Source organism: Mesorhizobium sp. M7A.F.Ca.MR.245.00.0.0 (genome assembly GCF_003997415.1).
Taxonomy (GTDB): domain Bacteria; phylum Pseudomonadota; class Alphaproteobacteria; order Rhizobiales; family Rhizobiaceae; genus Mesorhizobium.
Window position 1 is genome coordinate 1 of the sequence record NZ_RZTE01000078.1, and the last position, 7,392, is coordinate 7,392.

General features: G+C 64.8%; 7 protein-coding genes. 3 read left to right on the plus strand and 4 right to left on the minus strand.

Going from position 1 to position 7,392, the window contains the following annotated elements; genetic code table 11:
* Positions 1 to 224: 224 nt before the first annotated feature.
* The 3 genes from EOB80_RS33845 to EOB80_RS33855 are packed head-to-tail and all read left to right on the plus strand — an operon-like array spanning position 225 to position 4,248.
* Complete coding sequence (locus tag EOB80_RS33845; protein WP_127332310.1) at positions 225 to 1,718, plus strand: NAD-dependent succinate-semialdehyde dehydrogenase; 1,494 nt, start codon at positions 225 to 227, stop codon at positions 1,716 to 1,718.
* Positions 1,719 to 1,756: 38 nt separating this feature from the next.
* Positions 1,757 to 3,136 (plus strand): aspartate aminotransferase family protein, encoded by a 1,380-nt coding sequence (locus tag EOB80_RS33850; RefSeq protein ID WP_127332312.1) that lies wholly within the window; start codon positions 1,757 to 1,759, stop codon positions 3,134 to 3,136.
* 8 nt (positions 3,137 to 3,144) lie between these two features.
* Positions 3,145 to 4,248: an alcohol dehydrogenase family protein gene (locus tag EOB80_RS33855; protein ID WP_127332314.1), complete on the plus strand. Its 1,104-nt coding sequence runs from the start codon at positions 3,145 to 3,147 to the stop codon at positions 4,246 to 4,248.
* Between the two features lie 12 nt (positions 4,249 to 4,260).
* Here EOB80_RS33855 and EOB80_RS33860 read toward each other — a convergent pair whose 3' ends face one another.
* The 4 genes from EOB80_RS33860 to EOB80_RS33875 all read right to left on the minus strand — a co-directional run.
* Entirely contained in the window at positions 4,261 to 5,307 is a 1,047-nt protein-coding gene (locus tag EOB80_RS33860) for an ornithine cyclodeaminase (RefSeq protein WP_127332316.1), read from the minus strand.
* A gap of 29 nt (positions 5,308 to 5,336) precedes the next feature.
* A complete protein-coding gene (locus EOB80_RS33865; protein ID WP_127332318.1) occupies positions 5,337 to 5,966 on the minus strand; it encodes an FMN-binding negative transcriptional regulator in 630 nt (209 codons plus the stop codon).
* Positions 5,967 to 5,970: 4 nt separating this feature from the next.
* Positions 5,971 to 6,852, minus strand: coding sequence for a branched-chain amino acid ABC transporter permease (locus tag EOB80_RS33870; protein ID WP_127322412.1), 882 nt, complete (start codon positions 6,850 to 6,852; stop codon positions 5,971 to 5,973).
* A 5-nt stretch (positions 6,853 to 6,857) separates the two neighbouring features.
* Positions 6,858 to 7,392: ATP-binding cassette domain-containing protein (locus EOB80_RS33875; RefSeq protein ID WP_127332319.1), on the minus strand; the 535-nt coding region annotated here is incomplete at its 5' end.

Sequence of the window (7,392 nt, forward strand, 5' to 3'; positions counted from 1 at the left end):
GGTCTCCGCCGCGTCGCTTCGCTCCTGCTCCGCCCGTGGATGACGAAGGCGGGGAGGCTTCGGCCAATCTCCAGGTTTAGTGCCGCCCACCGGTCAGCAGAGAGATCATCTGCGCCCGCGGGCCAATAGAGACAATCTCTCTCTATGGGGCTGTCCAAACAGCCTCTCTATCTGCATCGGATGAATAGTCTTCCCGCATCAGTCCGAACCGGGAGGTCTCGACCATGTCCGCGCATTTCGCCCGCTCGCATCGCCATGAAGCGCTCGATCGCCTGACCGACCGCCGGCTGCTGCGTGAACTCGCCTATGTCGATGGCCACTGGACGGCGAGCGAGGCTGCCGAAAGCTTCGAAGTCACCGACCCGGCCACCGGCACCACAGTCGCTTTCGTCGCCGCGCTCGACGGCCGGCAGACGACGAAGGCGATCGATGCCGCCGCGCGCGCCTTCCCGGCGTGGCGGGCGCTGTTGCCGCAGGAGCGCTCGAAAATCCTGCGGAAATGGTTCGAGTTGATCATCGCTGCAAAGCAAGACCTCGCTCTGCTGATGACGCTGGAACAGGGCAAGCCGCTGCAGGAGTCGCTGGGCGAAATCGACTATGCCGCTTCCTTCGTCGAATGGTATGCCGAAGAAGCAAAACGCTTGAATGCCGAGAGCGTCACAAGCCATCTGCCGGGCGCCGAGATGATGGTGCGACGCGAGCCGCTCGGTGTCGTCGGCGTCGTCACGCCGTGGAATTTTCCGTCGGCGATGCTGACCCGCAAGGCTGCGGCAGCCCTTGCCGCCGGCTGCACGATCGTTGCGCATCCGTCCTCGGAAACACCGCTGTCGGCGCTGGCGCTGGCCGAACTGGGCGAACGCGCCGGCTTGCCCGCCGGCGTCTTCAACATCATCACCGGCAAGGCTTCGACCATCGTCGGCCGGATGTGCGAAGACCCGCGCGTCCGTGCCATGAGCTTTACCGGCTCGACCGAGATCGGCCGGCTGATCGCCGCGCAAAGTGCGACTACCATGAAACGGCTGGTGATGGAGCTTGGCGGCCATGCCCCGCTGATCGTCTTTGCCGATGCCGATCTGGACAAAGCGGTTGATATCGCCATCGACGCCAAATTCGCCACGTCGGGCCAGGACTGCCTCGCTGCCAACCGTATCTATGTCCAGCGTCCGATCTACGATCGGTTCTGTGCCGCCTTCGCCAAGCGCATCGAGACGTTGCGGACCGGCAATGGCCTTGCTGATAGCACCGACATCGGCCCGCTGATGCACGAGCGCGCCGTCAAGAAGGTCGAGGAACAGGTCGCCGATGCCATCGCTCACGGCGCGCGCTGCCTCACCGGGGGCAAGCGGCACCAGGCTGGCCCCCTGTTCTATCAGCCGACGCTGCTGGCCGATGTCACCGATGAAGCACTGATCATGCGCGAGGAGACGTTTGGTCCGGTTGCCGCCGTGACGCCGTTCGACAGCGAGGATGAAGTGATTGCCCGCGCCAACGCTACCGAATATGGCCTCGTTGCCTATGTCGTGACCGAGAATGGTGGCCGGCAGCAGCGCATGGGCCGCGCGCTCGACTACGGCATGGTCGCCATCAACCGCGTCAAGATCACCGGCGCGCCGATACCCTTCGGCGGCGTCAAGCAATCCGGCATCGGCCGCGAAGGCTCGCGCCACGGACTCGAGGCTTTCACCGATCTCAAATATCTCTGCCTCGATGTAGCTTAAGCTGCGCCGGAATCACCGTTTTGTCAGGAGTCAAAAGAATGCTCGACCAGTCCAACGAACTCGCCGCCTGGGATCGCGACCACCTCTTCCATCCCTCGACCCATATGGGCACGCATGCGCGGGGCGAAAGCCCGACGCGCATCATGGCCGGCGGTGAGGGCGTCACCGTCTGGGACAACAATGGCCGGAAGAGCCTCGATGCCTTTGCCGGCCTCTATTGCGTCAATGTCGGCTACGGCCGCCAGAAGATCGCTGACGCCATCGCCGCCCAGGCGAAGAACCTCGCCTACTACCACGCCTATGTCGGCCACGGCACCGAGGCCTCGATCACGCTGGCCAAGATGATCATCGACCGCGCGCCGCAGGGCATGTCGCGGGTCTATTTCGGCCTCTCCGGTTCCGATGCCAACGAAACCAACATCAAGCTGATCTGGTACTACAACAACGTGCTCGGCCGGCCGGAGAAGAAGAAGATCATTTCGCGCTGGCGCGGCTATCACGGCTCGGGCGTGATGACCGGTTCGCTGACCGGGCTCGACCTGTTCCACAACGCATTCGACCTGCCGCGCGCGCCGATCCTGCACACCGAGGCACCCTACTACTTCCGCCGCGCCGATCGCTCGATGAGCGAGGAGCAGTTTTCTCAGCATTGCGCCGACAAGCTCGAGGAGATGATCCTGGCTGAGGGTCCGGAAACCGTCGCTGCCTTTATCGGTGAGCCGATCCTCGGCACCGGCGGCATCGTGCCGCCGCCGGCCGGCTATTGGGAAAAGATCCAGGCGGTGCTGAAGAAGTACGACGTGCTTCTGGTCGCCGACGAAGTGGTGACGGGCTTCGGCCGGCTGGGCACCATGTTCGGCTCCGACCATTACGGCATCAAGCCGGACCTGATCACCATCGCCAAGGGCCTGACCTCGGCCTATGCGCCGCTGTCGGGTGTCATCGTCGCCGACAAGATGTGGCAGGTGCTGGTTGAGGGTTCCGACAAGCTCGGTTCGCTCGGTCATGGCTGGACCTATTCGGCGCATCCGATCTGCGTCGCCGCCGGCGTCGCCAATCTCGAACTGATCGACGAGATGGACCTGGTGACAAATGCCAAGGAGACCGGCGCCTATTTCCGCGCCGAGTTGGCCAAGGCGGTCGGCGGCCACAGGAATGTCGGCGATGTGCGCGGCGACGGCATGCTGGCGGCGGTGGAATTCGTTGCCGACAAGGACGACCGGGTGTTCTTCGACGCTTCGCAGAAGATCGGCCCGCAGGTGGCGACGGCGCTCGCCGTAAGCGGCGTCATCGGCCGCGCCATGCCGCAGGGCGATATTCTCGGCTTCGCGCCGCCGCTCTGCCTGACCCGCGAGGAAGCCGACATCGTCGTGTCGAAGACCGCCGATGCCGTGAAGAGCGTGTTTGCCAATCTCTGAGATCGACTATGAATGCCATGACCAGAACCCTTCCCGCCACCATGGCCGCCGTGCTGCTCACCGGGCACGGCGGACCGGAAAAACTCGTCTACCGCAGCGACCTAAAAGTGCCCGGGCCCGCTCCCGGTGAAGTGCTGGTCAAGGTCAGCGCCTGCGGCATGAACAACACCGATGTCTGGGTGCGCCAGGGCGCCTATGGCACGGAGGAGGACGCTGCCGCCGTGTCGACATGGCGCCGCCAGGGCAACACGCTTGTTTTCCCGCGCATCCAGGGCACCGACACCGTCGGTATCATCGCCGCTGTCGGCGAAGGTGTGTCGCCGGACCGTATCGGGGAACGGGTGATGGTCGATTTCTCGATCTACAATCGCGACGACGATTCGCTCGCCGACATCGACTATATGGGCCATGGCCGCGATGGCGGCTACGCCGAATATCAGGCCGTGCCGGCCGAGAATGCCCATGTCGTCGACACCGACATGAGCGATATCGAACTCGCCACCTTCTGCTGCGCCTACCTGACCGGTGAACAGATGCTGGAGCGCGCCGGCTTGAAGACCGGCGAGCGTGTGCTGGTCACCGGCGCCTCGGGCGGCGTCGGTTCCGGCATCGTTCAACTGGCACGGGCGCGCGGCGCCATTCCGTATGCCGTCGTCGGCAAGGGCAAAGAACAGGCGGTGCGCGACATCGGCGCCGAGGTTGTCATCACCCGTGGTGTTGCCGACCTGCCGCGAGCCGTGAACGAGGCGACCGGAGGCCAGCCGATCGACGTGGTGGCCGACCTCGTCGGCGGCGCCATCTTCAACGACCTGTTGCGTATTCTCAGGCCCGAGGGCCGTTACACTACCGCAGGCGCGATTGCCGGCCCGGTCGTGCAGTTCGATCTCAGGACCATGTACCTGAAGCAGTTGCAACTGCATGGGTCGAGCCAGGGCACGCGCGCGGATTTCCGCCGCATCGTTGGGTACATCGAGGCGAGAAAGATCCGGCCGCTGGTCGGCGGCGTCTACAAGCTCTCCGATTTCCACCATGCGCAGGCGGATTTCATCGCCAAGGATTTCGTCGGCAAGCTGGTGGTGGTGCCGGATGCCATGTGGGGCTCGGCTGGCTGAACAACGCTCGTCTCAACCGTGCTGGGCCGCTCTCAGCAGCATGCCGAACAGGTCGCGCGGCTCGTCGGGGTCGGCCAGCATGTCGAGTTCCTGGTAGAGGCCAGTCGAGCGCAGCTGATCCCTGACATAGCGCAGCGCCGAAAAATCCTCGATGGCGAAGCCGACCGAATCGAACAGCGTGATCTGACCGGGATCGCGCCGGCCTTGTACGGCGCCCGACATCACCTGCCACAGCTCGATCACCTCATGATCTGGCACAAGCTGCTGGATCTCGCCCTCGATGCGCGTCTGCGGCGGATATTCGACGAAGATATCGGAGCGCAGCAGGATATCGCGGTGCAGTTCGGTCTTACCGGGGCAGTCGCCGCCGACCGCGTTGATGTGCACGCCGGAGCCGACCATGTTGTCGGTGAGGATGGTGGCGTACTGCTTGTCGGCGGTGACGGTGGTGATGATGTCGGCTCCCTCGACCGCCTCCTGCGCGGTGCCGCAGGCGACCATGTCGAAGCCGAGACCGGCGAGATTGCGGATGCATTTTTCGGTGGCCGTGCGGTCGATGTCGTAAAGCCTCAGCCTGTCGACGCCGAGCAGCGCCTTGAAGGCCACCGCCTGGAATTCGGCCTGGGCGCCGTTGCCGATCAGCGCCATGCAGCTGGAGCCGGCCGGCGCCAGGTATTTGGCGGCCAGAGCCGACATTGCCGCCGTGCGCAGTGCGGTCAGGATCGTCATTTCGGATAGCAAGACAGGATAGCCATTGTGGACATCGGCGAGCATGCCGAAAGCCGTCACCGTCTGGCGGCCCTCGCGCATGTTCTTGGGATGGCCGTTGACATATTTGAAGCCGTAGACCTCGCCGTCGCTGGTCGGCATCAGCTCGATGACGCCCTCGGCGCTGTGCGAGGCGACGCGCGGCGTCTTGTCGAACAGCTCCCAGCGGCGGAAATCATCCTCGATGTAGCCGGCCAGTTCGACGAGGAAGCGCTCGACGCCGATCTTCAGCACCAGCTTCATCATATGATCGACGCTGACGAAGGGCACGATGTTGAGATTTGGAATCATTTTTTCTTATCCTTGCCGCATGCGGGCGGTCAGTCCTGGCGATGCGCGTTGTGCGCCTTCATCATCGCCGCCAGCGCCGGATCGTTTTGCTCCAGCGCCCTGATGGCTCCGCCTGTGTCATAGAGGCGCTCATCCTGCCCCATCTTGAACTTGGCTTCGAGCCGCCCGACCGGCAGCTCAAACCCTATGATACCAGGTATGCGCCGTTCCATGCCGCCAGGCCCCAGCTCGCGCATGCGCCAGCGGTCATCGCGATCTTTTTCCAGCACGTCGACAAGCTGCAAGAGATGCCGGGCGGTGGCGTGCTCGTCGAGCGGCACCGGATGCCCATGACAATGCACGACAGCAAAATTCCAGGTCGGCGCGCTGTCGCGCACCGGATTGCGCGGATACCAGGACGGCGAGATGCAGCCATGCGGACCGTGAAAGATGGCGACCGTCTCCCTGCCCTCGGCGATCGGCGCGCTGTGCGGATTGGCCCTGGCGAGATGCGAGACCAGCGTTCCGTTTTCACCACGCGTGCGATCGAGCACGAAGGGAAGATGCGAGACGACAAGGCCCTGCGGTCCCGCTGTCACCGCCGTGGCGAAGGCCGCCGCTTCGATCAGGCCGAACACCTCGTCGCGCGACAGTGGTGCGAACTCGGGCTTGGCATACATCAGGTCAGCTTCGCTGGGCGCGGACCGCCGGGATCAGGCCTTGCGGGCGAACCAGCAGCACGGCGATGACGCCCGACAGCACGATGGCGTCGCGATAGGGGGCGATCGCTCCCGGCAGTGTCGCTTGCAGCAGCACCTCGATGATGCCGAGCAGGAAGCCGCCGGCGACCGCACCGGGCAGGCTGCCGAGCCCGCCGACGACGGCGGCGATGAAGGCCTTCAGCACCGGCGTAAAGCCCATCAGCGGATCGACCGAGGCACGCTGCGCCACCCACAGCATGGCCGCCAGCCCGGCCAGCAGGCCGGAGAGCAGGAAGGCGGTGGCGATGATGCGGCTGGCCGGAATGCCCATCAGGCGCACGACGTCGAAATCTTCCGCCGCGGCGCGCATCGCCGTGCCGGTCACGGAGCGGCGCAGGAAGACTTCCAGCGCAATCAGCGCCAGTGCGGAGACGACGATGGAGATGCTGGGACCGACGCCGATGGTGAAGTCGCCGAAGGAGAAGGCGCCGGTCATCCAGCTAGGCATGGCGACAGCTTGCGGCCGTGCCGAGATGCCGTTCTGGAAGACGACTTTCAACAGGCTGGAGACGGCAAAGCTGGTCAGCAACAGGCTGGTGACGCTGGCGCCGCGCATCGGCCTGAAGGCGACGCGTTCCATGGCGACGGCGGCGAGCGCGCCGCAGGAGACGGCGACAAGCACCGCCACCGGGAAGGGAAAACCCAGCACCAGCGAGGCCAGAAGCGCGTAGCCCGACAGCGTCATCAACTCGCCATGGGCGAAGTTGATGAGGCCGACGATGGAAAAGACGATCGCCAGCCCGAGCGCCAGCAGGGCATAGACGCCGCCGAGGCTCACCGCATTGATGATCTGCTGCGCGATCATGCTTCTTAAGCTCCCAGATAGGCTTGGCGGACGAGGTCCGATGAAGCGAGTTCTTTTGCCGTGCCCGACAGCACCACCTCGCCATTGGCGAGCACGACGGCGCGGTCGGCGATTTCGAGCGCCAGCGCCACATTCTGTTCGACCAGCAGGATGGTCAGGCCCTTGCGGCGCAGTTCCGCGATCAGGTCGAAGACGGTGTCGATCAGTTGCGGGGCAAGGCCGAGCGAGGGCTCGTCGAGCAAGATCATGCGCGGCTTGCCCATCAGCGCGCGGGCGATGGCCAGCATCTGCTGTTCGCCGCCCGACAGATTGCCGCCCTTGACGCGGTGGTAGCGGCGCAGGATCGGGAACAGCTCCAGCATCTCCTCCTCGCGCAGCCTTGCCTCGGCCGCCGGCTGATGCACTGCGCCGCCGAGACGCAGATTGTCGGCCACCGTCAGGCTGGCGAAGATACGGCGGCCTTCGGGAACCAGCGCGACGCCCTTGCGGGCAATCGCCTCCGGCGCCAGGCCGGTGATGTCGACACCGTCGAAGATCACC